Genomic DNA, 25,049 nt, shown 5'->3' on the forward strand with positions numbered 1-25,049 from the left:
ATCTGGAGGTTATTCATCGGGCTGATGGTTACAGCTATGGATTCTAGGCGGCTAAAGCCGCTTGAGTCGGCTTTCCTCCTTGCTCTAAAGAGACAAGGCTCCCAGCCATCCCAAAAAACTTGGTGGGTATTGAGTTCTAGGCAGGGGGTAAGCCAACTATACGGCTGCCCTGCTGAAGGTGGTTGGTTCTCGCTAGAGTAGACGAGTGAGGAGTTTTTGTGGCCGCTTGCTTGGCTGGCTCCTCCGTGATATTTATGCCACCCCGCATTACCGATAGGATGCGCTCTATCTACACCTCAAAAAAACCCAACCCACAAAAGACAAACCCGCGCAGCAGAATGCCATTGCAGCAGAGTTTCGAGCAGTCTATTCAAATCAGTGCTAGTGCTACCGCTGTAGAGCGCTGTATTACAGACCTAAACCTAATGCATCGTTGGTTGAATCCAGCTTTGCGGTGTGAATCTCTAGGCGAATGGAGTACCGATGTGGGTAGTCGCAGCCGTTTTATTATTCAGATCCCGTTCTTGCAGCCTTCGCTGAATAGTGTAGTGGCTGCAAGAGAACCAGGTTTAGTGGTGTGGGAGTTCGATGGTTTCTTTCACGGGCGCGATCGCTGGGAGTGCAACCCCAATGATCGGGGCACCTACCTGCTCAACCGCTTTGAATTCGAAATTCCCAACTCACTGGTGCGGTTTGGCTTCAATACCTTCGCCGCTAGCTGGACGCAAGAAGATATGCAAGCTCAGCTACGCCGCCTGAAGCGAGTCGCAGAGGAGCTACACCGAAAACTGCACACTTGAGTTTGCCTCGGTGGGAGGTAACTAAGTGTGAGGTAATCAGTGTGAGCTAGTAGGTGCGGAGCAAAATGCCAAACTCGAAGCGGGTTAGAGGGAGTACACCTGCCCATCAATCAGCAAACGAGTAATTCCCTTCGCTTGTAAGTAGCCACTCACTTTCGGTAACATTCTGCCATCGGGAACCTTGATCACCCGCTGATTGCGCTTTGAGAAGCGACGAGCCACGCGATGATTGTCAAAAATTGGCAAAGTTTTGGCTTGAATATCTTCGCTAGGAATTTGTCCTAGATCCCCAAATTCTCGGAGTGGTCGAGTAATTAGCTCTGCCATCCGATCCACCACCAGGTAGAACGTTTTAGGAATTGAGGCTTCTGCTAGGGGCAAAACTCGGACAAATGCTCTGGTTGGCAGTTGACCATCCATGAAGGAGCCAGCATCATCCAAGTCTCCTTCATCGTCGTCATCGTCGTCTAGATCATCCAGGTCGTCATCATCTAGGTCATCGTCATCCAGGTCGTCGTCTTCATCCTCTAAATCCATTAACTCTGCTGCTTGCGCTTGCAGATTTTCTGACAAGACCTCTCTGGCAATTTCAGCACCTACCCCGTCAATGGGCGGAGCAACAGTCGCTCTGACAACGGGGGGTATTTTAGTTTGTTTTTTCTCACCTTCGGGAGCCGCAGAGGGAATATCCAAAAGCTGCAACTGCGATTCCATCACCTCCGGTTTCTCGGAAGGAGACTCAGCAGATGTCGCCTCATCATCCGCAGAAGAACGTTTACGCTGTCGTCGCTTGATGGGTGGCGCGATCGCAGGCTTGGTGACGGGAGTTACCACAGCTTCTAGAGCAACTGCTTCTACAGCAACTGCCTCTACAGGAAGTGCTTCTACAGCAACTGCCTCTACAGGAAGTGCTTCTACAGCAACTGCCTCTAGGGGAAACGTCTCTACAGGAACCGTTTCGATCGCATCTTCAGAAGCGCTCAACTCCGCGATCGCCGCTTCACTCATTTCAGCAGGCTGATCCTCCACCTCTGCAACCACTTCTGGTGTTGGTTCTGCAACCCCTTCTGCAACAGCGTCGAATTCTGCAACTGGAGCGGTGGGCTGAGCAACTTCACTTGCTTCTATAGGCTCATCTTCAAACGCCAGCTCAGCAGCGAATTCGGCAAACCCTGCTTGTGGACGAGCTGCTCGCTTTTGTTGCACAAGGGCTTCATATTCTCGCTCAGGCAGCAAACTCTTTAACACACGGCTAATAGTTGTGTTGCTGACTCCATAGCGCTCCGCCAGGGTCGAAGTTGTCTCTCCTGGATGCCGATACAGATGCAAGATGTTTTGTTTATCCGACTCAGACAGTTTTCTTGGAGTCATGCCACCGCTTCAGAAAGAAAAACCACTGGCTAAATCATTTAGCCATCCACAGCAAGAAAGTGATTACTAATATTTAGCGCTTCAACTGAGCGATCGCTCAGTTGAAAAGTATCCGCCTTATCGGTGCTCAGCTACCGAGGTTGAATGTGCTGTTCATCACAGAACTATCTTCATCTATTCTATGTCGTACCTTGCCGACAGGATGACATAAATTCTAGATGCGATCGCCCTCAGGACAGTTCAGGGCCAGTTCCGTCTGAACTTAGGTTTCTTAACTAAGCTCGTCTCCGTCCACCCGGTCGCCGCGATCGCGTTGACAAGTCAAATTCTAGCGCTGCTCCAATTCCAAACAGCACACCGCTAAATACCCAAAAGACTTCTGGCAAACTGCCCGTTTGGTAATTTGGGATATTTTTCTGCGCATACTGGAACCAAATATCAGCGATGTAGAGCGAAAAAGCGGCGGCTGCAATCATCCGCCAAGACTGCGAAAATCGCCCACCCCAAAAAGCTAATAGCAAAACGGTGGCAATAATCAGCAAAGCGAGATCACTGACGACATAGAACCAAGCCAAAATAGGTTCTAGAGGAGCCAAGGTTTGCTCTAGGCTCGTTGCCCAAGCGGGAGGAGTCTTTTGTCCAGTAGCGGCTGGCGTTGCCGCTGAGGGAGTCGCAAGAGGGGTTGACGCTGGGGCCGCTGGTTTAGCAGGTTTAACTGGCGGAGCTTTTACGGCTCTGGGTTGTGTAGTCGTTCGGGGTGATGGAGCGGTTTGAGCGATCGCAGGTGGCATCAGGAGCGACTGAGCATCCTGGACTGGAGCCGCAACTAGCCAAGCCAATAGCCCACCAATGACTGCGATCGCCCCGACAACTACCCACTGCCAATTCTCTAAGTTCAAGCGTCTGGAGAGCACCGCTAGCAGCATGCCCCAACCCAGAAAAAGGTAAGTTGCTACGAAAAACAAGTCCCCCGGTGATACCGCAGGCTCTTGGTTCAAGCCCAATTCCCAATAGCCCAACACCAAGTTGCCTAGGAAATAAGACAGCATCCCTAACCCAATGCCCAACCAAACATTGCGACCACTGACAATTTGTGGGCTTCGCCAATTTCTTAAGCACAGCACAGCGGCTCCGATATAGGCAACTTCCTCAAAAATATAAGTCCCAATGGCATACCAAGCAGGCCGAGCTTCTCCGGGTGCTGAAATACTGAATAGTAAGAAGAAGAGAAGGGCTAACACAGCCCAGCTTATTGCACCGAGAACAATTGTTTGTACTGACAGAAGAGATTTAGGACTAACTGACTTATTTGAAGGGCTGCTCATGGAAGGTCAAAACCGGGTAACTGGCAATCAGACAGGTAGAACAGGGCAGCGAGACTAAGATTTTATGCAAGCGTCGCATATCCCCATCGGTTATGGGCTTGTTATCAAACATTCTTAAGGCTAGCGCCACAATTTTCCTACGGGAGACTGCTCTAGCCATTGCAGAAATTGGTTGCGGTCTCCGCTGGACATATCTTGCAGCGCATCTAGGGCTCGCTCTGTAAAATTGGCATTACCAAAGTATGCCTTGCCGATACGATGAAGTTCCTGCATCAGCGTATTGAGGTGATGCTCTTGCCAAGGCGGAAGTTGCAGGGCCGTCACAGGGTCCATTGTCAGCAAATAATTAATTGCTTCTGGAGATTCCGCTTGGGGAAACCGCCACTGCCGCAACACTTCTGCCAGATCTTTCTGAAACAGACCTGCCTGCCGACTGCCCAGCAAGTCTTCAACATCAATATACAGAGCCTGCAAAATCAACAGGCCTGCCTGGGTAAAGAACGCAGCAGTTGCATCCCCTGCCCCAGCCCCCTCATTTGCCAGCTGATCTATCCGAACTTTGCCCCAGACACTGTAGCGTTCTGGTTCTTCTAGGAGCACACAAGCTTTCCCACGGTTATCAGTCAGATCTCGCCAAAAGGCTTTTGCCTCTTCTTCTTGAGTCGCGTTAAAAACACTAATCAAGCGAAAGGTCTGCCCCTGATAGTGGAGAATCAGAATCTGTTGATCCCGCTTGGGATGCTGAATGCTGGAGATGTCAACATCCTGCCTTTTTAGAATAAACATGACACTGCCAATTGACTCCTATCCGGGTCGAGGATGCTGTGCGTGCAATAATCGAGTGACTTTTTTGATATACAGCATACTAGTGCAGAAATGATGGCTTGGAGACAATGCATTTCTGAGTGACGACATCGTACTATGCAAAGGTCACAGGTGGCGATCGTGCTGCTTAACACACTATCTCAGCCAACGCTTCATTATCTGGTTTTTAGCGTACATTTACTATCTAATCTGCTCCAGGGGTTGCCCGGTTGAGCGATCGCGCGGCTCGACTATAGCTTTCCCCAAAACCGCTAAAATTTACTTAAGTTAGTGTGTCGAAATCGATCTTGGTCCTAAACCCTTAAATCTGAGCTTTACGAGGGCTACGACGGCTCAAGAGCAGCACCTTCTGGTACTATTAGCTTAGGGCTGTGAGTAACTTACAGTCTTGCGTTGTGTTGAATACCAACTCAGCGGCTACTCGCTCCAGTAGCTCAGTGGATAGAGCATCTGCCTTCTAAGCAGACGGCCGTAGGTTCGAGTCCTACCTGGGGCGCTTTTTGAATTTTGCTGGTTTGAGGGCCGTTACAGATAGACCTCGTAGGCGAACCCCCTAAACTACGACCTACTGACAAACAAAAACCGACAGAGAAAACTACTGCTGTCGGTTTTTGTTAGTATTTTGTTAAAGAGCCCGTGACGAGGATTGAACTCGTGACCTCACCCTTACCAAGGGTGTGCTCTACCACTGAGCCACACGGGCAGGTTTGAACGCACAAAACAAAAATTGCTTTATGCGTTCCGTGGATGGGCCGGGCTGGATTTGAACCAGCGTAGGCGTAGCCAGCGGATTTACAGTCCGCCCCCATTAACCACTCGGGCACCGACCCGCTCACCCACGGAAAACTATATTAGCATAACGGATTGGGAAATCAAGGGCTTTTTGAAAAAATCCTGTAGCTGTCACCGAAGGGTAGTTACAGGCTCATTCTCTGCCGTTAACATTACGACCGGAACGAGAAACAGGTAGAAGGCCCAGCTTTTTAGCTGCCTTGGCTCGGGCTGGAAAATCACTTTCGTCGTATATTTCCCCTACCAGTTGCTCCAGAATATCTTCTAAGGTCACTAGACCAACGGTTCCACCGTACTCATCTACTACGATCGCAATGTGAAACTGCTGTTGCAGCATTTCCTTCAGTAGGTCAGTGACTCGCTTGTTTTCTGGAATGTAGATGGGGGGGTCCATTGCTTCTGTGACTGAGCCATGATCTCGACCTGCTTTTTGCAGTTGTCTCAACTGTTGCAAAGCTCGCTTTAAGTGCACAATCCCAACAATTTCATCTTTCGACTCTTCTTGCACCGGGATGCGGGAGTAGCCTGTTTCTAAGCAGAAGTTGACTAGGTCTTGGAGGGTGGCATCCTGGGAGATGGTTCGCATGTCAACTCTTGGCTTGACTACATCTCGCGCACTGACGCGATCGAGCATCAAGGCTTTATTCAGTAGTTGATGCTTATGTAGGTCAAGTTGACCTTTGCCCCCCAAAATTTCGATCATGAGTTGTAGGTCTTGCAGCGATTCTCCTTGCTGGGCTGCATTGCCCTGGAATAGCCGCACTACGCTTTGCGCGATCGCTTCGAAGAAATAGATCACGGGTAGCAACACCACGGAGAGCCAGTAGATGGGCCGCACCACCGCCCTAAACACTGGCATCACGTTGTTAATGGCTAATGATTTAGGCGTAATCTCACCGAAAATTAGCACTAAAAATGTCACCACAGCCGTTGCCACACCAATCCCAGCGTTTCCGAGCCAGATGGCAAATAAATTACTGGTCAGAATGGCTGTAAAGTTGTTGACTAAGTTATTGCCAACTAGCAGGGTGGTGATGAAGCGACCCCGCTTTTCTAAGACCAAACGAAACATGCGATTGGGATCGCCTTGCTCTTTGATCAAAGCTCTTAGCTTCAGGTTGTCGAGGGCGGTAATGGCTGTTTCAGAGCCAGAAAAGCAGGCTGATAGCAGCAGCATTACTAGCAAAATGGCTACATCAAGCCACACCTCTCCTAGAAGAGGGCCAGGTTTGGCGGTTGCCAAGGTATGAATTTGAGGAAATAAAGCAATCACAAGCTGCCCTAGGGCGAAGTATTAATGAAGGATTTAAAGCAAGGGGGAGGCTATTTAGTTGATGATAACCTCCCCTTTTCTCTTCACTCTATTAAAAGTGCTGGGTGGCAATTTGCGATCGCCTATGATTTCCCATGAGCTGGTTCAATCCTCCTTAACTAGGCTAAATAAGCAACTAGGCTAAATAAGCTCTCCAGTTTCTTGCAGAGAGTGCAAGCGACGGTAAATTCCTGCTTGGCGCAAGAGTTCAGCATGGTTGCCCATTTCCACAATCTGCCCTTGATCGAGCACCACAATCTGATCGGCTTCTCGCACTGTGCTTAAGCGGTGGGCAATAATGATCGTGGTGCGGGTGCCCAAAATCGATCGCATGGCCAGTTGAATCGCACGTTCCGATTCATAATCGAGGCTGGAGGTGGCTTCGTCAAAGACCAAAACATCTGGTTCCGCTAAAAGGGCACGGGCAATGCCCACTCGCTGTCGCTGCCCTCCCGATAGCCGCATTCCTCGCTCTCCCACAATGGTTTTGTAGCTTTGCGGTAAGTGGTGAATAAACTCCTCGCACTGAGCAATCCGACAAGCTTCTTGTACCTGCTCGAAACTCGCTTGGGGGTTGCCGTAAAGCAGGTTATCTAGCAAGGTGCCATTAAAAATATCAACTTCTTGATGCACGATCGCCAGCCGTTTCCGGTATTGAGTCACATCTAAGGTGGTAATGTCTTCTCCATCCATCAACACACGGCCTTGAGTCGGCTCGAAGTAGCGAAACAGCAGCTTGACTAAGGTTGATTTCCCGGAACCAGAGCGCCCGACGAGAGCTACGGTTTGGTAGGGTTCGATCAACAAGTTAATGTTTTGTAGAACGGGGCGATCGCGGTCATAGCCGAAGGCCAGCTGCGAAAACTCCACCTTGCCTGTAAAAGAGTAAGCAGCTTGCTCACTAGAAGTCGTCAAACTGCCCGCATCTGCCCCGGTTGGCAACTGCACAAACTCATGGAAGCGCAGCATAGAGGCATAACGGCGGGCAAAGGTCTCTGCGAGATTGCTAATCGGCTCTAACTCTGAGTAAGCCATGCTAGAAATCGTTAGCGTGGTGACAAAATGACCCAAAGAAATTTTGCCGCTGACGGTGGCCACAAGCGTAAATGCCAGAATAAAGAACACGCAGCTTTGCACGACTAGGCGCTGCCAAGTTCCTAGGTGAATATAGCCTCGGTGAATGCGGTAATCTACCACCTTTAGCTCCCGGTCTAAGCGTTGCGATTGCCGCTTGAGCTCGGTTGCTTCTGTGGCAAATGCCTTCACCGTTTTGATGTTGGTAATGATTTCCGAGGTTCGGCTCTCAGTATTCTCTTGATAGCGATCGAGAATGGCTTCGCGCTGAATCAAGCGCTTCAAGTGAGCAAAGGTGAAGCTGAGAATGAAGATGAAGGAAATTAAGAAGGCGATCGCGATTCGCCACTCAATTATCCAAATCATCACGAAGATGCCCAACACGCGAAAGAGCTTGGGAATCAGTTGGCCTGCAATTTCGGGGTAGCTCCAAGTATGGTTCGCCAAACCTCTTGCCACCCGACCTGCAATTCGACCTGGGTTGTTTTCGTCATAAAACTCCAATGGCAGTGTCAGAATTTTTCGCAGCACCTGCTTGGAGTGGTCGCGACGGCTACGGAGGGCAATGTCCCAATGAAACCAAGATGCAGCCCACGGCTGAATCGGGGCTCTAAGCACTGTGACCGCAAAGATCACACCTAATAGCACGCTCAGCGCTAAGAATTGGTTGTTGGGTAAACGGCCTAAACTCGCTACTAACGCCACGAGATCTTGCATGAAGTTGTCCAGCGGTTGCTTGGAGAGCACATTCAAAATTTGGCCAATCGCATAAGGTACTGCGAGGTCAATAATTTCAAAGGTGCTGGAAGCGGCAATACTGAAGGCAGACAGCGGCCAATAGCGACGGTAATAGCCCAGGACATCCTGAAAGGTGGCCATGACTTTTCCTAGAAAAACAGCAAAATAACTGGTTCAGGGCTCAATTTCAATAATGGCCCTGAAAAGTTCGCTCAAATTACCTGAGCAAATGGCTAATCAAGTTACCTGAGCAAATGACTTATTAGTACGAACGCTCGAAACAGCCTAAATATTGAAACACTCTGAGGGCTATCAAGCAGCGCGACGAGCGGACGATCAAAATGAATTTACAGATTGTAGCACGATATGTAGTATGACGTAATTCCTAGATATTGACCTTACCCACTCAAACAAAAACTTCCAGAACTTAACATCTGGAAGCCTGCATGACTGAGCCCAGTGAATGTAGCAGTGACTCAGCCATTGCAAAACCCGAGCAATTTTACGTCAAAGCGATCGCAGATTAATTTCATCGAGGCGGAGATTGAGGCAGCTCAAGATTTTCTGGTCTATGCTGGGTCTGGTTAAGCTTGGCTCACTTAGAATCATTCGTGTTGCAAATAGAACTTTCCACCGTGAACATTGCAGGACTGCTTTTGGCAGGGCTCGTGGGGCTGCCGATTCTATTGGAACTTGGCTTACGCTTACTCTTCGGCTTTGGCAACCCTTTGATTTATCTCGCCGACTCAGATATTGGTTATCTGCTAGCACCGAATCAACAGACCCGCCGTTTTGGCAATCGCATCGCTATTAACCAATATTCCATGCGGAGTCCCGCGATCGCTCCTACCCCTGCGCCAGCCACGTTGCGGATCTTGCTGCTAGGTGATTCGGTGGCGAATGGTGGTTGGTGGACTGACCAAACTGGCATCATCTCTGAAATGTTGCAGCAGCAATTACAGCCAGACTTGCAGGACACCCGTTGGCAGCAGGTAGAAGTGTTGAATGCTTCAGCTAACTCTTGGGGACCGCGCAATGAATTAGCTTATTTGCAGCGCTTTGGCAGCTTCGAGGCTCAAATTGTTGTCTTGCTACTGAACACGGATGATCTGTTTGCTACGGCTCCTAGTTCACTACAAGTGGGCAACGATATTAATTACCCAGATCGCAAACCACCTTTAGCCTTGGCAGAAGTCTTGGGGCGCTACCTTTTTCCACCTGCTCCCAATCCAGATTTCAAGGCCAAGTTCAAAGCCGTACAAGCAGAATCTGGCGATCGCGTGGGCTTCAACTTAGCGGCTCTTCAGCAGATTCATAGCTTCGTTCAAAGTCAGGGTGGACAACTGTTGCTGGCGATGACACCTTTATTACGAGAAACCAGTGCCAAAGGTGGCCCTCGTGATTATGAGCAAAAGGCTCGACAGCGGCTAGTAGACTTCACCGAGCGCGAACAGATTATCTACATTGATTTTCTTCCCAGTTTTAATGCGGTGGCTGAGCCAGAAACCCTGTATCGGGATCACATCCATCTCAGCCCTACTGGCAATCAACTGGTGAGCAAAACGATCCGGCGATCGCACCAAGAAATGTTCTTACAACCAAACCCGTAGCGTGTGTTAGGCGCAGTTGTAACTCACGGATCTTAAATGCAGCCGTAATGGACGGATCTTAAATATTGATCAGAGCGGTGCGTGATCTGATGCTCACACACCCTACCGCTCACACACCCTACGCCCGTTTAAGGATTGTGGTTATACAGCGATCGCGGAGGAGTTCTTGCAATCCAATTCTAGTTCCTGCGAGTGCCACACTTGACCATCTAAGGCCATTTGTTCAATCAAGCTAGCTAATCGCAGGGCTTTGAGGGCTTGCTCTCCGCCCACAGAAGGCTGGTTGCCACCCCGCACACAAGCCACAAAATGCTCTAGCTCGGCGTGTAGTGGCTCAATATTGCTGGTGTAAACCTTCTCAATGAGACCATCCTGGCGATACAGCACCTGACCGTAATCGGTCATGTAGTCGGCTGTAGTTTGGCGATGAATGGAAATATCGTTGCCCAAGAAATCGGCTTCGGTGAGAGAGTTTTTGCAATGAGCAGCAATGCGACGGATTTTGCGGTGAGTTACCTTGCTGGAGGTAAGAGTTGCCACAATGCCATTGGCAAAGCCCAGAGTTGCAGTCACGTAATCCAGGTAGCCAGAGTCAGAGGCGCGACTACCACTGGCCGTTAGCTTCACCACTGGAGAGCCTGCCAACTCAAGCAGTAAGTCAATGTCATGGATCATGAGATCCAACACCACAGATACATCGTTGGCTCGGTTTGAGTAAGGACTCATGCGGTGTGCTTCTAGGGCCAGCAACTCTTCGGTTTTTAGCACCTTGCTGAGTTCTTGGAAGGCTGGGTTAAAGCGCTCGATATGCCCCACTTGCAAAATGCAATGAGAATCTGCCGCCGCATTTACCAAAGACTCAGCTTCGGCAATACTGGCTGCGATCGGCTTTTCGATCAGCACATGTACGCCTGCTTGCAAACAGGCCATTCCCACGGCATGGTGTAGTCGGGTTGGTACTGCCACACAGACTGCATCTACGTGTTGAAGCAAGTCGTGGTAGTCCTCGAAAAACCGGACTCGATATTTACTGGCTGTATCTAACCCGCGCTCCACATTGACATCGGACACACCAATCAGTTCGACATCTTTTAGCAAACTCAAGACGCGGGTGTGATGCTGTCCCATGTTGCCAACCCCAATCACCCCCACGCGAATGGGTTCCGGTTGGTTGCGTTGCGAACTGACCTTCGAATGCGTCGATGACATGTTGTCCTGCACTCCTATACCTCCACCACCACAGGGATCAAGCAGATTGGCTACACTAAGCCGCTTCAAACCATCCAGATAGTAGCACAGCGGCTCTCTTTATGAAGAATTCCAAAGTTTAATCTAGGTTCCTGAAACTCAAGCAAAGTTTTGTGCAGATTGTGTTTTTCTATCGGTCTTTGTATCTGTCGTAGTAGAATCTGGCAGTCTCTGGCTATGTCTAAAGGTACGAATGCATTCTTTTTTCCTGTCACAGTGGCTGTGTCGAGTGAAACAACGATCGCTCCTTGTGGCCTGGGTTATGCTTTGGAGCTGGCTGACTGGAGTTAGCGCGATCGCCCCTGCCAATATTGCCCCTGCCAACCCAGTCCCCAAAGCCACTGCCGCTGCCAGGGTAGAGCAACGCCAAAAGCAAGTTCGCTTAGTCCAGCCAGAAAACTATGACCTCAACCGCTATCCAATCACCGATGCGAATGAGCGACATTGGCGCACAGTGCTTTGGGCTACTGCTCTGCGGGAACCACAACCAGTCGAGGTTGCCCAAGCGTTGCAGAGAATTTTGGCCCTAACCCATAGCCCTAAACTCTCGCAGCCACAGATGCGGACGGTGGATATGGCGATGCAGGTAGGGACGCAGCTTTATCTACATTTTCCTACTCGCTATGGCAGCTTAGAGTCGTCCTTTCGCCAAACGATCGAGCGCAGTTCTGATCCGCAGTGGGTCGCGATGGCTTTGTCTGTCCTGGCCCAAGGAGGTTTGTCTCCAGCAGAGTTGCAATCACTCAGCGATCGCGTGCAGCAGCGTTTTCCCCGGTGGTCGCAGAATGTGTTTCTGCAAACTACTTTGCGAGACGTAGCAGAGCGCGTTAATCCTCCTGCTATACCGCCGTTACGAGATCTATTGCAGTGGACGATCGCGCCGCAACAACTACATCTCTATGTGCTGTGTCCTCGCGATCGCGGCTTACTCTGTCGGGCAGTCCTAAAGGATCAATCGGGACAATTTGTGCGGCAATCGGGGCAGCTATGGTCGGTGCCTCTGTTGTCGCGATCGCTTCATAATTTGGCGTGGAACTTTGAACGAGGGGAAACGCCACAAGGGATTTACCGGATTGAAGGCGTGGTGCCGCAACCAGATTTTGATTTTTTTGGCGCTTATGGTCAGTTTGCCTTAGTCAAACTATTTGTGCCCTTTGAGTCAGGCGTGCGATCGTTTCTTCCTGGTCAGAGACGGTTTATGGGTACGTTAGCCGCCTACCAATCTCTCTTGCCACCGTCTTGGCGCAACTATTTTCCCATCCAGCAAACTTACTGGGCTGGGAAAGCGGGGCGATCGCTGTTCCGGATTCATGGCAGTGGAGAGGCAACCAACTTCTTCAGCGGTAAGGAGCGCTACCCAGCCAGTGCCGATTGGAACCCCACCATTGGCTGTCTCTCTGCTTTGGAAATCTATGACGAAACAGGCCACTTACAACAAGCTGATATGCCTAAGATTTTGGACGCATTAACAACGGCAGGTGGCAAGAATTTCTCTGGTTATATGATTGTGGTGGAAGTTCCTGACGCTACACCAGACTCTATTTCGACTGCTGCAATTGAAGCCGCCCCAGTTCCATAAAATCAGTGAATGCTGAATGATGGAAAAGTGGCCTTAAACGTGAGGTGTAGGTGGTGGCAGTCAAAGCGGTCATTTTGTTGTCCGGCGGATTAGATTCGTCTACGGTGCTCTATCAAGCTAAAGCTGATGGCTGTGATGTTTATGCCATTTCGTTTGACTACCAACAACGGCATCGTCGGGAGCTAGACTCGGCAACGGCGATCGCTCAGGTTGCAGGCGTTATCCAACATCAAGTCGTGAGTTTTGACCTGCGCCTTTGGGGTGGCTCTGCCCTCACAGACGACAGCATTGCAGTACCGAGCGATCGCTTTTTAGGAGAGATGGCCTCTCACATTCCGGTTACCTATGTACCTGCCCGCAACACTATTTTTTTAAGTTTCGCGCTTGGCTATGCCGAAGCTATAGAAGCAGAACGAGTTTATCTAGGGGTAAATAGCCTTGACTACTCTGGCTATCCGGATTGCCGCCCCGACTATTTGCAAGCAATGCAAGAAGTTTTTCGCCTAGGCACGAAGCAAGGCCGTGAAGGACAACCCATTCAAATCGTCGCTCCCCTAATCCAGTTGAAGAAAACTGAAATTATCCAGTTGGGCGATCGCTTAAGGGTACCTTGGCAGCAAACTTGGTCTTGCTATACGGGCGAAGCAATAGCTTGTGGCGTCTGTGACTCTTGCCGCTTGCGTCTAGCCGCTTTTGCCGAACTGGGGCAAGTTGATCCGCTCCCCTACAAAGTTTGATTGTCTTGATCTAAGCCAAACTCTTGGTTAGGACGTTCTGAACTAGATTCATCGAATGCAGTATCAGAAGTTTCAGCGTTTACAGCTGCTTCAGACGCAATAATCACCTCATTGAGTTCTTCCAAGAACTGTTCCGTTTCTGGTTCTTCCAGCCGTTGAATCCGAATCTGATCTAGGCGAGGGCCTTCAGCAGACACCACCGACAACTCCAGATTTTTGTAGAGCAGCACCTCACCTTCGGCTGGAATCTTTTGCAATTGGTCAATCAGAAAGCCGCCCAACGTTTGGTAATCATCTGTGAGTGGCAGGCTCAGATTTAGCAATTCATTGATTTCTTCAATGTCTATCTGGGCTTGAACTAAGAATGTGCGGTCATCCAAGGCTTGTACGGTTAAATCCTCACTACTCTCAGACTCCGGCGTTTCCCCAATAATTTCAGCCACTAAATCAGTCAGCGTCACCAGACCGGAGGTGCCACCAAATTCGTCTACTACCATCACCATGGCTTGGCGCGATCGCTGCATCAGGGGCAACAGCTCATTTAAGGGCATGTACTCTGGTACGAACCGAGCTGGACGAATCCAGGCCTTAACCGGAGTTTCAGGCGTGAGCAACCCCTGTGCTAAAGGTTCGGCTAACTCCTTGAACGAAATAATGCCACGAATATCGTCTAAAGACTCTCCCATTAAAGGGTAATAAGAATGCCCGGATGTCGCTACTTCTTCTAATAGCGTTTGAAAGGTGGCATCGTAGGGAATAGCAGCGATACTCGTTCGTGGAATCATTGCCTCTTCTGCCAAAACTTCCCCAAACTCAAACACGTTATTGAGTAGTTCTCGTTCTTCTGCCTCCAGCCCGGTGGACTCCGTAGAGGTGGCAATAATCAATTGCAGCTCCTCTGGAGTAACCTGGTTGTACCAACCGTGCCCAGTGTATTGAATCCCGACTAATTGCAGCAGCCAGCGAGTCGATTGGTTTAAAACCCAAATAAAAGGATTAAAGAAGCGAGCGATCGCTAAACTCGGTGGGCCTAAAAATCGTGCTAGTTGCTCTGAGTACAACAACGCCACCGACTTCGGGCACAGTTCCCCCAGCACAATCTGCAAATAAGCAATTAGCAGAAAGGCAATTGGCACCGCAAAAGAATGAGCTAGCGTTTGCCGTAGAGCGGAAGATACGGGTAACTGGCCAAGCCAAGCTGCCATTGAAACAGCCATTGTGCTCTCGCCAATCCAACCCAACGCCAAGCTAGACAAAGTGATGCCTAATTGGGTTGTAGAGAGTAGGCGATCAATACTTCTTTGTAAATCTTGTACGGTCTTGGCCTGCACATCCCCTGCGCCCACCAACTGATTAATGCGCGATCGCCGCACTGAGACAATTGAAAACTCAGCGGTGACAAAAAAAGCATTAATGGCGATCAGCAGTAGCACTGACAGCAAGCGCACTAGGGCCTCTCGCCCCGTGACAGGTAAAGAATCACTCGTCGCCAGCGCAAAGACAATAGGGGCAATCATCTGTAAAACAGGATCAACAGGCTACAGCGCCTCCAGAACTCACCTGGGGATGGGGATACTGGATAGCTTTAGCTGTAGTTTTTGGTCTGGATAGTCCGTCAAAGTTAACGAAAGCTTATCAGCTCCGTCTAACAAAGAGATAGGGATACTTACAGTACCAGAAAAAGGACCACTGGTGGGTGGCAACTCTTCTGGCAACCCTTCCGCCGTAGCGCTTAAGGCTCGGCCCCGCTGATCTGTTACATCCAAAAAGCTGTAAAGAAATCGTACATTTTGCTTGCCTTGGTTCCGCATTTTGACGTTTAGCAGCAATGAACCCCCTTGGGTCTGCACAGTATTGACTTCCATGCGGACATCTTGGTCTTGACCCACCACTGGCAATCCAGGCTGAGCGATCGCCACCTGGGATTTTGCTTCAGCTGCCGCCTCCTCATCTAACGCCTTATTCCCATCTTTTTTTGCAGGCGCATCATTGTCCTTAATTGTGCCTTCAATACGGCCTTTAACCCGCTTTAAGATGTCTTCCTCTTTCAGAATCATCACCTCTTCCCGACGCAGTGGCTTCTTCTGGTCTCGCCCAACTAATTTACTCGTAGGTCGGACATCGGGTTGAGTAATGCCCTTCAAGGCTTGACGACCAAGAGCAAATCCCCACGCAGCACTGACTAACCCTGCGCCAAACATCAAGGTCAGCAGAACTAAGGTAAGTGCCACATTCACATTTAATTTCATTGCTGATAATCGGGGTATGCAATTACAAAGACTTATGCCACAGAAAAATTTTTCAGAAGAAGCCAAAACAGATGTGAATAGAAGGAAAGATTATTCCATAATATGAATAGAAGATACTAGCTGCTTCCTTACGGCAAGCTAGGTATCAGGATACAATCAAAAAGCTTCACCAGGGTTGGCCGATCGGTTGAGGCAGCGAACTCATAATTCGCGTTAGGCAGGTTCAACTCCTGCACCCTGGATTACTTCATCAACTATTAAATTTAGCTCCCCCTCCCTTAAAGAGAAGGGGGTGAGGACTAGGCCTTGATTTAAGGGAGCGAATTTGGCAACTCATCATCTTCCTAAACCTCAGCTATTGTCCTCTCAGGGCTATATAGTGCTACGCATCAAGTTTAGGGCAAAGGGGGTGTGGGGGCTTCGCCCCCAGCCAGGGGTGAAACCCCTGCACCCCGTCTTAACCTTTATCAGTACTGCTATAGCTTAGCGAGGAGGTACGGTTTCAAACTGAAACTCGCCCGCTGTAGGCAGTGCATCAGAGGTCAGACGGTTGACATAAATGCTGGGGTTGATTAGTACGGACGTATCGTAGGGAGTTGGCAAATCTGGAGTCCGAATTACGGGACCGCTAGAGGCTTGCTGCTCTAGGGCATCTCGATACAGAATATTTACGAGCCGGGCGTCACGTGCAATGCGGTTCTCAGCAAAAGAGTTACGAACGATTGACCCTTGCCCTAGAATCGTATTGGCTTGGTTGAGTAATCCTTGCTCTCTAAAAAAGTTGCCTGAGTTCGTGTAAAGAGCGCGATTGAAAGCTTCATTCAACGATTCAGTACTGATGCGATCGCTGACTGTTACCTGCTCTTGCGCCCCTTCTTGCGCCACTGCGGCAGAGGTAAAGACTGTTGACGCGGTAGCAAGCACTAATAGACTAACTAGACCTTTAAACCTCATACCCATAGCAGTACTCCTCACTTTTTCGGTTAAATACTAACTCACCCTTGAGTTTAAGATCATTAGCTGCAGACCTTGGTGATCTGCTACATCTTACGGTTCTTAAACTTTACCTGCTCTTACCATGACTGACGGAATTCTAGTCCAAACTGGTTCACTTTCTTCCATCATCAATGCTGATTTACAAACGGTACGTCAGCAGTTGCTAGATCTATTTTGTGAAGGTGCCTATAAAGAAGGCGATTTTGTTCTCTCTTCGGGACAGCGAAGTTCGTACTACATCAACGGTAAGCAGGTGACGCTCCACCCCGCAGGAGCCGTAGCAGTTGGTCGCATTTTACTACCATTGCTACCACAGAATACCCAAGCTGTAGCTGGTTTGACGCTAGGGGCAGACCCAATTGTGACAGCGGTGAGCGTCGTGGCAGCCTACGAGGGACGGGCGATCGCGCCTCTGATCATTCGTAAAGAAGCCAAAGGTCACGGCACCCAAGCTTATATCGAAGGCTTAACCTTACCTGCTAATAGCTCTGTCGTGGTTTTAGAAGATGTAGTGACGACGGGAGGCTCTGCAATGAAAGCTGTGGAGCGGCTGCGGGATGCGGGGTACTCAGTTGAGCAGGTAATCTCTCTAGTCGATCGCCAGCAAGGGGGAGCTGAACTATATGAGCGAGAAGGTTTGAAGTTCCAAGCAGTATTTACAATTCAAGACCTCCAAACCCACTGGAAACAATTGCAACAATAGAAACGTAGAGGTGCCCCCGATCGGCACCTTCGCAAAGATGCTGCGAGGATTGATGGTGAAAAAAGGCAGGCATAAGACCTGCCCCTATAGAAATGGTGTGGTTCAACCAATCGAAAATTGCTGTGCTCACTAACCGCCAAATGCTACTGCAATGACTACAGATTTCCGAAGCCCTTCTTTTTTTTCTCCTTCTTTTTCTTAGTAGGGGCACCACCGGGATAACCACGCCAACCGGGTTGAGGTGGTTGATTGCCACCATAGCCAGGACCGCCAAATGGCCCCCCACCAAACATACCGGGCATGGGGAGTTGGCCTTGTCCCATCTGTTGCATCAAGGTTCGCATCTTCTGGAAATCGGCTACTAACTTGGCCACATCTGACTCCGCATACCCAGCGCCACGGGCAATACGACGGCGACGGCTAGGGGAACCTGCTAGCAAATCAGGATCTTTGCGCTCTGCGGAGGTCATGGAGTTGATCATGGATTCAGCCCGCTTGAGTTGGGCTTCCCCTTGTTGCAGTTGATCGCTGCTCAGCTTATTCATGCCAGGGATGAGCTTCATGATGCCACCCAAGGAGCCCATATTCTTCAGCAATCGGGTTTGCTTCAGGAAGTCTGTGAAGTCAAACTTAGCCGAGAGGATTTTCTCCTGCATTTTCTCGGCATCGGCCAGATCTACTGCTTCTTGGGCTTTTTCTACCAGGGTTAGTACGTCCCCCATGCCCAAGATCCGGGAAGCCATCCGGTCGGGGTAGAAGGGTTGCAGGGCATCAACTTTTTCCCCGACCCCAATAAATTTGATGGGTTGACCAGAGATGCGTCGCACGGAGAGGGCAGCCCCACCACGGGTGTCGCCATCCATTTTGGTGAGGATTGCACCTGTAATCCCAATTTGGTCGTGGAAGGTGCGGGTTAAGTTGGCGGCTTCTTGCCCTGTCATGGCATCCACGACTAGCAAGGTTTCGTGAGGCTGAATGGTCTCTTTAATGCGAGCCAACTCCGCCATCATGTTTTGGTCGATTTGTAGACGACCTGCGGTGTCAATGATGACGGTGTTAATGCCTTCTGCTCTAGCTCTTTCGACCCCTTGTCGCGCAATTTCAACTGGGTCGGCATCTTTGCCTAGCTCAAACACGGGTACGTCAATTTGTTTCCCTAGGGTCACGAGCTGGTCGATCGCGGCGGGGCGGTAAACGTCTGTAGCGACCAGGAGGGTGCTGCGGTTCTCTTTGCGTAGATGTAACGCGAGTTTGGCGGTCGCGGTAGTTTTACCCGTTCCCTGCAAACCTGCCATTAGAATTACGGTGGGGGCTGGGTCTACTTCTGCTAGGGGAATATTGGTTTCCCCCATGACGGACACCAACTCGTCGTAAACCAGTTTGATGAATTGCTGGTCAGGCCTTACCCCAGTCACTACTTCTGCGCCTAGGGCTTTGGTTTGCACCTCTGCCACAAAATCTTTCACTACTTGGAGGCTAACATCTGCCTCCAGCAGGGCACGACGAACTTCTCGTAGGGCTTCCTGAACGTTCGATTCAGAAATTTTGTCCTGACCCCGCAGTGTCTTCCAAGCAGATTCTAAGCGTTCAGCGAGCGCGTCAAACATAACTTAATGGCTGTCAGATAATGAGTCTTCAATCCCGAGGTGCGCTTGTGAGCAAGCTGCTGCTTCCCCATCTATCCAGATTAATCGTTTTCGTTCCAGGTAGGTTGGAGAATTCGGTGGGGATACTCTGGGAATACTCTGGTCAAAGTCTAGGAAGTTACAGTCTGGGGCTGCAATTTTCATCTTTGTATGACGACGATTCATAACATCCATCCCGCTGTGGAATGGCGGTTTCTCCAAGAAGCGGAGCGGCAAAGTTGGGGGCTGCCACCAGAGCCTGTGGTGTTTGCTAATGTCTATCCTCTTTATGGCATCTCGGATATTCGTGGATCTTCCGATGAGCGCAACCGAGCGATCCAAGCCGATTTGCTAGAACAGTTTCGGTTGGGGTTGGCTGTGGTTGATGCGGTCTGCCAGTACCAGGAGACAGCCCTAGGCGAACAGTTACGACTCGATCTGCTGGAGCATATTGATCGCTTGCAAGCAGAAATTACAGTTGATGCTGAAATGACAGCCCTGAAGTACCTGAGCGATTCCTAGAAGGGCATTTTGACTACTTTGCCCACTGTGGATCTGCGGTGCAAGCGGCAGTTGCAGCGTATCGAGCTGCTTGTGAGAATGACCAGAAAAGTGTGTATGTCGCTCGGAGTCACTATGACCAAGCGATCGGTCAGATCAATTAAAGTTTGCTCACGTTCAAGTGTTGCCCGCTTAAGGTTTGCGGGACCAAGCTGCCATCATTAAGGTGAGGGTCTGACCGCAGTTTTACTGAGAATCAGCAAGATGGCGGATAAAAATTCTCCAGTTTGTGACTTCGATCGCCCTTAGACACGGGGAAAATTAAGTAGTAGGTCGGCTTTGGTTCTTAGCACGACTGGTAGGATGGTTGGCGATCGCTGATTCCGCCATCCGATAAAGAGATCTCTGGCAGATGGGTTGAGATGGGGCGAAGCCTCGCTAAATGAATCAAAAAACTCAACTCGCCAGAATCAATTTGCCAGAATCCAGTATGAGAGACAGTAGAACTGCTATCAAACACCCCATCGGCCTGGTCAGTATGCCATCTCGGTTTCTTCGCCTATTCTGTCTTGCTCTATTGAGTGTTCTGCTGATTGTGGCCTGCCATAGTGCTACCACGGTCACATCCCAGTCAGAGCAGTCCCCCTTAAAAATTGGTTGCTATACCTCTTGGCCAGGTTACTTTCCCCTGATTCTGGCTCAAGAAAAAGGTTTCTTTGCCCAGCAGGGAGTGCAAGTTGAGCCAATCTATTCCAGCAACTATTTAGAGTCAGTCTCTAACTTCAGTGCGGGGCATTCCGATGGAGTCACAGTCACCCTAGGTAGCCTCATGAGCATCGCTGGGCAAAACCCGGATGTGAAGCTGGTTTTGGTTAGTGATCAGTCTGCTGGAGCAGATATGTTAGTGGTTGGGCCTGAGATTAAGAATTTGAGCGACCTCAAGGGCAAGCGGATCGGGGTAAAGCTGGGTGACTTTGGAGAGCTATTTATTACAACGCTGCTAGGATTCCAGCACCTCACTGCGGCTGATGTCACCCTGGTCAACATTGAAGGGGAAATGGTGCCAGACCGCATGGAGAAAGGTGATATTCAGGCGGGACATTCATGGGAGCCCTACGTCTCACAAGTGATGAAAGCGGGAGGGCAGGTTTTACTTAGCAGTCAGGACACCCCAGGGCTAATTCCGGATACTCTTGTGTTTCACGCTAATGTTGTGCGCGATCGCCCTCAACAAGTACAAGCCTTTGTCCGGGGTTGGTTCCAAGCGGTAGATTATTGGCAAGCTCATCCTCAAGAGAGCAACGTCTTGCTGGCAAAAGTGCTCAAGCTGAAGCCAGAAGAGATTTCAACTGAGGGAATTCATCTCGCGACTGTGGCAGACAACTTAAAGGCATTGACTCCAGGCAAAACCACAGAGTCGTTGTATCACACTGCCCAGTTGTACGCTGACTTTTTTATTCGTACTGGAGGACTGAGTGCTGCACCGGATATTGACAAGCTAATTGTTCCTTCCTTTATACAAGCTTTGGGAGAGGGACATTTGCAATGAAGCTGCAATTTTTAGGTCTGCGTAGCAAATTGATCTGGTCTTTTTTGGGCGTGGCGCTCTTGCCGCTTTTGGTTTTGGCGCTGCTAAATCAGCGGACGACCCAAAAAGCATTGACCAACAATGCCAATCTGGCTCTCTTAGGAGCTGCTTCCCAAACTGCTCTCAGTCTAGATTCATTTATTAAAACGAATCTTGATGCGGTTCGGGTGGAAGCGCAATTACCCATTCTGTCTCAATATCTCGCTTTGCCAACTCAGAGGCGAGCCGCGATTCGGGCTGAGGTAGAAACAACTTTACTGGCGCTAGGCCGCAAAGACACGCTGAATATCTTGTCTTATGCCTTGCTCGACCAACAGGGACAAAATGTTGTAGACACCTACACGGCAGATGTGGGAAACAGTGAAGCCAATTGGAATTATTTTCAGCAATCCCTCAAAACTGGCTTACCTTACGTTTCGCCCGTGCAATATGCTGCCAATGCCAAAGTGGCGAGTTTGTATTTTAGTAGCCCGGTTCGTAATGCCACAGGCAACATCATTGGTGTGGTGCGAGTTCGCTACAATGCCAACGTGATTCAACGGCTAGTCGCGCAGAATAGCGATCTGGTCGCGGGTGACAAAGCCTCGTTCGCAATTTTGTTGGATGAAAATCAAGTTCGTCTAGCGCAAGGGTATGCTCCAGAGCTAATTTTTAAGGCCGTTACACCCCTACCACCCGCAAAAGTGCGATCGCTACAAGCCGCAGGACGATTGCCACAGGTTCCCCCAACCGAGCTAGCGACAAACTTACCTGAGTTTGCTCAGGGGCTTCAGAACGCTAATAAATCTGCTTTCTTTACCACCTTTTTAGTCGCTAACAACTCTGAGCTGAGTTCAGCTGCCGTCGCTAAGTTGAAAACTCAGCCTTGGTCGGTGGTTTTTGTAGAGTCACAGAGTTTATTTCTCGCACCCATCCAAGCCCAAATTCGGGCCACCTTGCTGTTGGCGATCGCGATCGCAGTCTTGGTGATTGCGGCGGCAATTGCGCTCAGTCAGTTTTTGACCAAACCATTGCTAGGGCTGACGGGTGTCGTGACCCGCTTTACCACAGGTGATCTCAAAGCTCGGAGTACCATCCAAACCAAAGACGAAATTGGCCTGCTGGCGGATAGGTTCAACCAAATGGCCGAGCAGGTGGGCAAGCTGCTGGAAAACTTAGCAGAGCGCACCCATGAGTTAGAAGTGAGCCAGCAAGTCACGGGGGCTATGAGTGAACTGTCACAAGTCATCCTAGATCCAAAACTTCTGTTACGGGAGGCGATCGCTCTGATGCAAAGTCGCTTCAACCTGCACTACATCCAAATCTACTTGCTCAACATCGATAAACAAGTTTTGGTCAAAGAAGTTGAGTCTAGCCAGGAAGATATTACGAGACTAGGACAACCAACCCAGATTGCCTTAGATGATTCCGAAAGCTTGATTGCCACTGCCGCTCGCACCCAAGAGATTATTTGCCTTGATCAAGCGAACCGTGCCTCTGAGTTAGCGGGGGTCCATCTACTGAGTGTAGGGTCTGAAGTTGTGGTGCCTCTGATCACGCGAGGCGCTTTGCTAGGGGTACTCAACGTCCAGGACAAGCGGAGCCACCGTTTTAGCCAGATGGACTTGGAAACCTTTAATACTTTGGCGGGGCAGATTGCCACGGCTCTCGATAATGCCCGTTTGTTCGAGGAAGTGCAAAAGACTGGAGCAGAACTGCGAGCCAAGGCCCAAGAGCTAGAGCAGACTTTGCGAGAACTTCAGCAAACGCAAGCTCAAGTCGTGCAAAGCGAGAAGATGTCTAGCTTGGGTCAATTGGTGGCAGGGGTAGCCCATGAGATTAACAACCCGGTGAATTTTATCTACGGCAATCTCAGCTATGCCGGAGAGTACATTCAAGACCTGACTCGGTTGTTGAAGCTTTATCAGCAGCAGGTCCCGGATCTGACTCCTGAAATTGCCGCCGAAGTGGAGGCAATCGATCTTGATTTTTTGCTGGCAGACTTGCCAAAACTCCTAGCCTCCATGAAGGTAGGAGCCGATCGGATTCAAAAAATTGTGTTGTCTCTGCGAAACTTCTCCCGGATGGACGAAGCAGAAATGAAGGCTGTGGACATCCACGAGGGGATTGATAGTACCTTGATGATTTTACAGAATCGGCTCAAGGCTAAATCCGATCGCCCTGAAATTGCAGTGATTAAAGATTATGGAAATTTACCTTTGGTAGAGTGCTACGCGGGGCAACTCAACCAAGTCTTTATGAACCTGCTAACCAATGCGATCGATGCTTTGGAAGGTGATCAGACCCAATCTCCTGAGCAGTTGCAGGCAGCCAAGATTGAAATCTGCACCCGCCCGCTCGGTACTCAATCTGTTGAAATTCGAATTGCTGATAATGGTTTTGGGATTGCTGAAGCTGACCAGCCACGGCTATTTGACCCCTTCTTTACCACCAAGCCTGTCGGTAAAGGCACAGGGTTAGGTTTATCAATTAGCTACCAAATCATCACAGATAGGCATGGAGGAACCTTGCGCTGTGTTTCGGTTCCAGGCCAAGGAACTAAGTTTGTAATTGAGATTCCTTTGCGCCAAACCTAGAAATAATTGATATTGGCATGGAAATATTGGCATGAAAATATTGACTAGCAGCGATCGCCCCTACTGCCAAGACTGATCAGATTTCTCCATCTTGTTCCTGGCTTTATCCTCAATGGTTTTCAGAGTTTGTAGGATCAGCATTTCATCTAAATGAGTTGGCTGATTCTTATTGATAGAGTCAGAGTTTGCAGGATCGCCAATGGCCTTTTGGACTTTGTTTTCAATATCTTGAGAAACGACCTTGACTTTATGAGAAAGTCGCTCGTAGAGTTTTTTAACTGAAGGAGACTCAGAAAACATGGCAAGTAGTTTTATTTTTAAATGTAAACTTGCTACGCCTCTAGAACCCTGCACCTTTGGTCAGAAAAAGTACATCAGCGGCTATGCTGCCAGAATTATCTTTGAGCAGAGCTAACACAGCTCATTAACCAGCGGTTGGCAACCTTGAAGTCCTAGGCTAGGGGTCTGGCGGTAATCTGAGCGGGGAGTCCAAACACTCATGGTGCGGTTAGCAGCAATGTAGTAAAGGTACTCCACCTCAGGACGATAGGTCAGCCCTACCCGGAGATGGGAGAAGTCATCCTCGCACATTTCAAATCCAAATCTCACGACCAGTTGAGCTAACAAGCACTCTGGAGTATCACAGTATTCTCCAGAGATGTCTCTTTCCTGCCAAAATTTTGATAGAAAAGGCTGAAGCCGAGGCAGAATCTTTGCGGGACTTCCTTCTCTACTAGCGTAGATGATGGCTGGATTACCTTCTACGATGATGTGACAGGGTGTAGCCATGTGGTCGAACTCCTGATAGTTCAGCGCTGAACTGCTAATCTGCAATGATGCGAATAAATCTAGCATCGTGGTTTTGCCAACTTCAGTCTGCCCATTGTTGAACAATTGGGCACAATTACTTGCCAAATCCCATTGCCTATAATCCCTTTGGTACGTCGGAAGGAGTGGTTCAAGTGAACGCAGCCGAGCAGGCCCTGAACCTTGAAACCGCCAGCAAAATCGCAACGGTGGTTAACTTATTTAAGACCAAATTTCCTGATGCTAGAGCTGATCTCAAGCCTTGGGCGAATGATTCCGATACGAGAGAGTTAGTAGACCCCGATTCGATCGATATTGGTTTTCACTTTCCGGGTCGTAGCCGTCTGTTTCAAAGCCGCAGTATTTTGGTACAAATTCGGTTCTATCAAGACCCTATAACAAAAATCCGCCGAGCGATCGGGGTAGAGGCCGTGGGTTTTGACCATAAAGGTAAACAGTGGCGACTTTCCACCGTAGAAAACTGGAGCTTTGAAGGAGCCAAACAGCCAGTGCCAGAGATCGCTGAAGAACTAAAAGGCTTTTGTCGTGAAATTCTAGAGTTGTTCAATGCTGCTTGCTGAAGTGAGTGATCC

21 protein-coding genes and 4 tRNA genes are annotated in these 25,049 nt (G+C 49.5%); 11 read left to right on the forward strand and 14 right to left on the reverse strand.

The genetic code is table 11. The features are described 5' to 3' along the window. Positions 1-338 precede the first annotated feature (338 nt). Positions 339-800, forward strand: coding sequence for an SRPBCC family protein (locus KME12_17205; protein ID MBW4489526.1), 462 nt, complete (start codon positions 339-341; stop codon positions 798-800). A gap of 84 nt (positions 801-884) precedes the next feature. On the opposite strand, the gene KME12_17210 is transcribed toward KME12_17205, so the two are convergent. From KME12_17210 to KME12_17220, 3 genes are all read right to left on the reverse strand, one after another. Beyond that, on the reverse strand, positions 885-2,171 hold the full coding sequence (locus KME12_17210) for a hypothetical protein (GenBank protein ID MBW4489527.1): 1,287 nt from the start codon (positions 2,169-2,171) through the stop codon (positions 885-887). Between the two features lie 275 nt (positions 2,172-2,446). Beyond that, on the reverse strand, positions 2,447-3,496 hold the full coding sequence (locus KME12_17215; protein MBW4489528.1) for a hypothetical protein: 1,050 nt from the start codon (positions 3,494-3,496) through the stop codon (positions 2,447-2,449). Between the two features lie 120 nt (positions 3,497-3,616). Continuing rightward, positions 3,617-4,282, reverse strand: coding sequence for a hypothetical protein (locus tag KME12_17220; protein MBW4489529.1), 666 nt, complete (start codon positions 4,280-4,282; stop codon positions 3,617-3,619). A 462-nt stretch (positions 4,283-4,744) separates the two neighbouring features. Between KME12_17220 and KME12_17225 the strand changes: the two genes are divergently transcribed. Beyond that, a tRNA-Arg gene (locus KME12_17225) sits at positions 4,745-4,817 on the forward strand. 135 nt (positions 4,818-4,952) lie between these two features. Here KME12_17225 and KME12_17230 read toward each other — a convergent pair. The 4 genes from KME12_17230 to KME12_17245 form a co-directional block, all read right to left on the reverse strand. Next, positions 4,953-5,024 (reverse strand) — tRNA-Thr (locus KME12_17230). A 45-nt stretch (positions 5,025-5,069) separates the two neighbouring features. Next, positions 5,070-5,151, reverse strand: a tRNA-Tyr gene (locus KME12_17235). A 95-nt stretch (positions 5,152-5,246) separates the two neighbouring features. Continuing rightward, positions 5,247-6,290, reverse strand: coding sequence for a hemolysin family protein (locus KME12_17240; GenBank protein ID MBW4489530.1), 1,044 nt, complete (start codon positions 6,288-6,290; stop codon positions 5,247-5,249). A gap of 276 nt (positions 6,291-6,566) precedes the next feature. Further along, positions 6,567-8,378 (reverse strand): ABC transporter ATP-binding protein/permease, encoded by a 1,812-nt coding sequence (locus tag KME12_17245; protein ID MBW4489531.1) that lies wholly within the window; start codon positions 8,376-8,378, stop codon positions 6,567-6,569. Between the two features lie 494 nt (positions 8,379-8,872). Here KME12_17245 and KME12_17250 point away from each other — a divergent pair, with 494 nt between their 5' ends. Beyond that, complete coding sequence (locus KME12_17250; GenBank protein MBW4489532.1) at positions 8,873-9,847, forward strand: SGNH/GDSL hydrolase family protein; 975 nt, start codon at positions 8,873-8,875, stop codon at positions 9,845-9,847. Positions 9,848-9,988: 141 nt separating this feature from the next. Here the strand turns inward: KME12_17250 and KME12_17255 are convergent, their stop codons facing one another. Further along, positions 9,989-11,056: a Gfo/Idh/MocA family oxidoreductase gene (locus KME12_17255; GenBank protein MBW4489533.1), complete on the reverse strand. Its 1,068-nt coding sequence runs from the start codon at positions 11,054-11,056 to the stop codon at positions 9,989-9,991. Positions 11,057-11,288: 232 nt separating this feature from the next. Here KME12_17255 and KME12_17260 point away from each other — a divergent pair, with 232 nt between their 5' ends. Next, on the forward strand, positions 11,289-12,674 hold the full coding sequence (locus KME12_17260; GenBank protein MBW4489534.1) for a hypothetical protein: 1,386 nt from the start codon (positions 11,289-11,291) through the stop codon (positions 12,672-12,674). A gap of 53 nt (positions 12,675-12,727) precedes the next feature. Then, the gene (gene queC, locus KME12_17265) at positions 12,728-13,411 is read left to right on the forward strand and encodes a 7-cyano-7-deazaguanine synthase QueC (GenBank protein ID MBW4489535.1); all 684 of its coding nucleotides are present in this window, start codon (positions 12,728-12,730) and stop codon (positions 13,409-13,411) included. On the opposite strand, the gene KME12_17270 is transcribed toward queC, so the two are convergent. Then, positions 13,399-14,928, reverse strand: coding sequence for a hemolysin family protein (locus KME12_17270; protein ID MBW4489536.1), 1,530 nt, complete (start codon positions 14,926-14,928; stop codon positions 13,399-13,401). The genes queC and KME12_17270 overlap by 13 nt on opposite strands. Positions 14,929-14,967: 39 nt before the next feature. Continuing rightward, positions 14,968-15,660 (reverse strand): hypothetical protein, encoded by a 693-nt coding sequence (locus KME12_17275; GenBank protein MBW4489537.1) that lies wholly within the window; start codon positions 15,658-15,660, stop codon positions 14,968-14,970. Positions 15,661-15,829: 169 nt separating this feature from the next. On the opposite strand from KME12_17275, the gene KME12_17280 reads away from it, so the two are divergent. Then, positions 15,830-15,902, forward strand: a tRNA-Ile gene (locus tag KME12_17280). Positions 15,903-16,143: 241 nt separating this feature from the next. Here the strand turns inward: KME12_17280 and KME12_17285 are convergent. After that, positions 16,144-16,620, reverse strand: coding sequence for a hypothetical protein (locus tag KME12_17285; protein ID MBW4489538.1), 477 nt, complete (start codon positions 16,618-16,620; stop codon positions 16,144-16,146). Positions 16,621-16,738: 118 nt separating this feature from the next. Between KME12_17285 and KME12_17290 the strand changes: the two genes are divergently transcribed. After that, entirely contained in the window at positions 16,739-17,359 is a 621-nt protein-coding gene (locus KME12_17290) for an orotate phosphoribosyltransferase (protein ID MBW4489539.1), read from the forward strand. A gap of 155 nt (positions 17,360-17,514) precedes the next feature. On the opposite strand, the gene ffh is transcribed toward KME12_17290, so the two are convergent. Then, positions 17,515-18,966 (reverse strand): signal recognition particle protein, encoded by a 1,452-nt coding sequence (gene ffh, locus KME12_17295; GenBank protein MBW4489540.1) that lies wholly within the window; start codon positions 18,964-18,966, stop codon positions 17,515-17,517. A 189-nt stretch (positions 18,967-19,155) separates the two neighbouring features. On the opposite strand from ffh, the gene KME12_17300 reads away from it, so the two are divergent. The 3 genes from KME12_17300 to KME12_17310 all read left to right on the forward strand — a co-directional run bounded on the left by KME12_17300 (position 19,156) and on the right by KME12_17310 (position 23,649). After that, complete coding sequence (locus tag KME12_17300) at positions 19,156-19,506, forward strand: hypothetical protein (protein ID MBW4489541.1); 351 nt, start codon at positions 19,156-19,158, stop codon at positions 19,504-19,506. A gap of 421 nt (positions 19,507-19,927) precedes the next feature. After that, positions 19,928-21,034 carry an ABC transporter substrate-binding protein gene (locus tag KME12_17305; GenBank protein ID MBW4489542.1) on the forward strand — a complete coding sequence of 369 codons (1,107 nt, stop codon included), beginning with the start codon at positions 19,928-19,930 and terminating at the stop codon, positions 21,032-21,034. Beyond that, positions 21,031-23,649 carry a GAF domain-containing protein gene (locus KME12_17310; GenBank protein ID MBW4489543.1) on the forward strand — a complete coding sequence of 873 codons (2,619 nt, stop codon included), beginning with the start codon at positions 21,031-21,033 and terminating at the stop codon, positions 23,647-23,649. Before KME12_17305 ends, KME12_17310 begins: the two co-directional genes overlap by 4 nt. A gap of 60 nt (positions 23,650-23,709) precedes the next feature. On the opposite strand, the gene KME12_17315 is transcribed toward KME12_17310, so the two are convergent. Next, the gene (locus KME12_17315) at positions 23,710-24,003 is read right to left on the reverse strand and encodes a hypothetical protein (protein ID MBW4489544.1); all 294 of its coding nucleotides are present in this window, start codon (positions 24,001-24,003) and stop codon (positions 23,710-23,712) included. 57 nt (positions 24,004-24,060) lie between these two features. Then, on the reverse strand, positions 24,061-24,438 hold the full coding sequence (locus tag KME12_17320) for a histidine kinase (GenBank protein MBW4489545.1): 378 nt from the start codon (positions 24,436-24,438) through the stop codon (positions 24,061-24,063). Positions 24,439-24,611: 173 nt separating this feature from the next. Between KME12_17320 and KME12_17325 the strand changes: the two genes are divergently transcribed. Beyond that, positions 24,612-25,037, forward strand: a complete 426-nt coding sequence (locus KME12_17325; protein MBW4489546.1) for a hypothetical protein — start codon at positions 24,612-24,614, stop codon at positions 25,035-25,037. The last annotated feature ends 12 nt before the right edge of the window (positions 25,038-25,049 follow it).

Source organism: Trichocoleus desertorum ATA4-8-CV12, from assembly GCA_019358975.1.
GTDB lineage: Bacteria > Cyanobacteriota > Cyanobacteriia > FACHB-46 > FACHB-46 > Trichocoleus > Trichocoleus desertorum_A.

What these genes read in the sequence shown, in the direction of transcription:
- KME12_17320 (MBW4489545.1), bottom strand. Translation starts at nt 24,438, where the DNA reads ATGGCTACACCCTGTCACATCATCGTAGAAGGTAATCCAGCCATCATC.
- KME12_17240 (MBW4489530.1), bottom strand. Translation starts at nt 6,290, where the DNA reads ATGCTGCTGCTATCAGCCTGCTTTTCTGGCTCTGAAACAGCCATTACC.
- KME12_17220 (MBW4489529.1), bottom strand. Translation starts at nt 4,282, where the DNA reads ATGTTTATTCTAAAAAGGCAGGATGTTGACATCTCCAGCATTCAGCAT.
- KME12_17305 (MBW4489542.1), top strand. Translation starts at nt 19,928, where the DNA reads ATGAATCAAAAAACTCAACTCGCCAGAATCAATTTGCCAGAATCCAGT.
- KME12_17210 (MBW4489527.1), bottom strand. Translation starts at nt 2,171, where the DNA reads ATGACTCCAAGAAAACTGTCTGAGTCGGATAAACAAAACATCTTGCAT.
- KME12_17260 (MBW4489534.1), top strand. Translation starts at nt 11,289, where the DNA reads ATGCATTCTTTTTTCCTGTCACAGTGGCTGTGTCGAGTGAAACAACGA.
- KME12_17255 (MBW4489533.1), bottom strand. Translation starts at nt 11,056, where the DNA reads ATGTCATCGACGCATTCGAAGGTCAGTTCGCAACGCAACCAACCGGAA.
- KME12_17285 (MBW4489538.1), bottom strand. Translation starts at nt 16,620, where the DNA reads ATGGGTATGAGGTTTAAAGGTCTAGTTAGTCTATTAGTGCTTGCTACC.
- KME12_17300 (MBW4489541.1), top strand. Translation starts at nt 19,156, where the DNA reads ATGACGACGATTCATAACATCCATCCCGCTGTGGAATGGCGGTTTCTC.
- KME12_17215 (MBW4489528.1), bottom strand. Translation starts at nt 3,496, where the DNA reads ATGAGCAGCCCTTCAAATAAGTCAGTTAGTCCTAAATCTCTTCTGTCA.
- KME12_17205 (MBW4489526.1), top strand. Translation starts at nt 339, where the DNA reads ATGCCATTGCAGCAGAGTTTCGAGCAGTCTATTCAAATCAGTGCTAGT.
- KME12_17275 (MBW4489537.1), bottom strand. Translation starts at nt 15,660, where the DNA reads ATGAAATTAAATGTGAATGTGGCACTTACCTTAGTTCTGCTGACCTTG.
- KME12_17270 (MBW4489536.1), bottom strand. Translation starts at nt 14,928, where the DNA reads ATGATTGCCCCTATTGTCTTTGCGCTGGCGACGAGTGATTCTTTACCT.
- ffh (MBW4489540.1), bottom strand. Translation starts at nt 18,966, where the DNA reads ATGTTTGACGCGCTCGCTGAACGCTTAGAATCTGCTTGGAAGACACTG.
- KME12_17245 (MBW4489531.1), bottom strand. Translation starts at nt 8,378, where the DNA reads ATGGCCACCTTTCAGGATGTCCTGGGCTATTACCGTCGCTATTGGCCG.
- KME12_17310 (MBW4489543.1), top strand. Translation starts at nt 21,031, where the DNA reads ATGAAGCTGCAATTTTTAGGTCTGCGTAGCAAATTGATCTGGTCTTTT.
- KME12_17290 (MBW4489539.1), top strand. Translation starts at nt 16,739, where the DNA reads ATGACTGACGGAATTCTAGTCCAAACTGGTTCACTTTCTTCCATCATC.